The 2,186-nt window shown below is 48.4% G+C and carries 1 protein-coding gene; it reads left to right on the top strand.

Going from position 1 to position 2,186, the window contains the following annotated elements:
* Positions 1 to 2,186, top strand: a 2,186-nt coding sequence (locus D5S03_RS11365) for an InlB B-repeat-containing protein (protein WP_287044077.1), incomplete at both ends; no start/stop codon positions are given.

Here is a 2,186-nt window from a genome sequence, read left to right as displayed (position 1 = left end):
TGGAGATACAGCCCTGCCGGTGGTGGGCAGTGATTTTTCAGATATGTATCCCGGTTCCTTCTGGTATGATGAAGACATGGGCTCTTTGTACGTATGGCTGCCTGACGGATCATCTCCAGAGAACTATGTAATGGAGGCATCGGTGCGGGATTTTCTCCTGGCCCCCAACAGCCTGGATTATATCAATCTTGAAGGACTGGTGTTCGCCCATTCCAATACCGGCACCTCTGGTGAAGAAGTCTCCATGCTCAATATCAGTGGAACAGGCTGGAAGCTGGAAGACAACTTTTTCCTTATGGCGGATATGTCCGGTCTATCCCTTTCCGGCCGGGACCATCTTCTGTCGGGCAACACCTTTCTCCTCAACGGTTATGCCGGCTTGGTACTCAGGGGACATGAAGACCAGGGGGAAGAACGGCAGATCCTGATGAGCGGCAATGAGCAGAGTTATAACAATACCAGGAACTTCGATTTCTCACTCAAGCCCGGGGGGATTAATATTACCGACGGATGCAGCGGGCTGACCATCGAAAACAACCTGGCCTGGCGCAACCACATGTTCGGCGTTTCCATGGACAGCCAAAGCAAGGATATTGTCCTGGAAAAGTCTTTTTTTCAGGACAATATACTGGGAGTATATGCCGAGGAAACAGACAGTATTATTGTCAAAAATAATATTTTTAATGAAAATTTTTATGCAGCTGGCCTGGACTCCACCAGCAATACCCACGTTCTATTCAATACGTTCCATGCAAATGAGTATGCCTTTACCGCCATGGATTCCATGGGTGATAGCCCGCTTTTCCAAAATAATCATATTCAGAACAACCTTTTCAGCGACAGCCTGATTGTGGATCTGGGGCTGTATATTCCAGACTTTCTGGATGAGGGGAATACCTCTGACTATAACGCCTATGCCAGAGCTTCCCAGGAAATAGCCAATATCTGGATCGATGAAATAGGTTTTCCTGTATTTTCTTTTTCCCTTTCTTCTTTTCAGGATCAGTCGGGATTGGACCAGAACTCAGTTGTTTCGGCTTCCATCTGGCCGGAGGAACATGACTTTGCCTTTGTTCCCCCTCATGACGCGCTGATTATTGATGCAGGTTCCCTGGAACTGCAGGCGGTGCTGTCCGATTTTTACGGACGTGAACGCCCCTGGGGTATGGGGCCGGATATCGGGGCAGTGGAGTATTATCCTGATGAAGATATTCCGGAATACCCTCATGAACTGGCAGAATTAGATCCTTCCGTTCCGGAGCAGCCGCCTGAACCGGATATGTGGGAGATTAGTGTTTCCGTAACCGGTGAGGGGCAAGTAAAGGTGAACCCGGACCAGACCGAGTATATGGATGGATCAATGGTGGAGTTGTCAGTGCATGCCGGTGATGGGTGGTATTTTGTGCAGTGGCAGGGTGATCTGTCCGGGAGTGAAACTCCTGTGACCCTGGTTGTTGACGAAGATAAGAATATTTCTGCCTTGTTTGAAAGATTGTATACTCTGAGCATTTCAGTTGAGGGGGAGGGGAGCATAATCCGTACACCTGATTTGTCGGAATACGAGTCCGGTGAGAGTGTAGAGCTAGAAGCTGTTGCTGCCGATGGTTGGGAATTTGTGGGCTGGAGTGGCGATGCTTCCGGCACAGATACTTCTTTGGTGCTGGTCATGGACACCGACACAAGCGTGACAGGCGTCTTTGAGGAAATTCCGGAACCGGAGCCTGAAGGTGAAGTATTTGTATTTGACCCCAATGCCTATGAGACAGGCTATAATCCGGTTGGAGATGTATTTATTCAGCGTCTTCCCGGATCCAGTGATTTCGGAGGTGATACGGGTATTGCGGAAGTTTCTACACCAGTCGGCAATAAAGTCATGCAATTCACCACTGAGTTAAGCTCCCCTTATTTTCATGGTGGTGTTCGCTGGCTTTATTGGACAGAATTTCAGAGAGATCAGGATCAAATTGAATTTCTCTATCTTTTCCGGCGCAGCGATCCAGAATATACAGAGCTTCTTGGCTGTATGCGCATGAGCGGTGAGGCAGAGCTTAATACTTATGCTGCGGGGTTGCGCAATAATTCTGATGAAATAAGAGGTCGCCGTGTGTTGCAAGGCAACATAATTAATGCTGGAGAGGAAAATCATAACCTGTCCGGAGATACTGTTGGGGATTGGATATGGGTGC

The organism is Desulfonatronospira sp. MSAO_Bac3 (assembly GCF_003838035.1).
In the GTDB taxonomy this organism is placed as follows: domain Bacteria; phylum Desulfobacterota; class Desulfovibrionia; order Desulfovibrionales; family Desulfonatronovibrionaceae; genus Desulfonatronospira; species Desulfonatronospira thiodismutans.
This window is presented reverse-complemented; position numbering and strand designations above follow the sequence as displayed.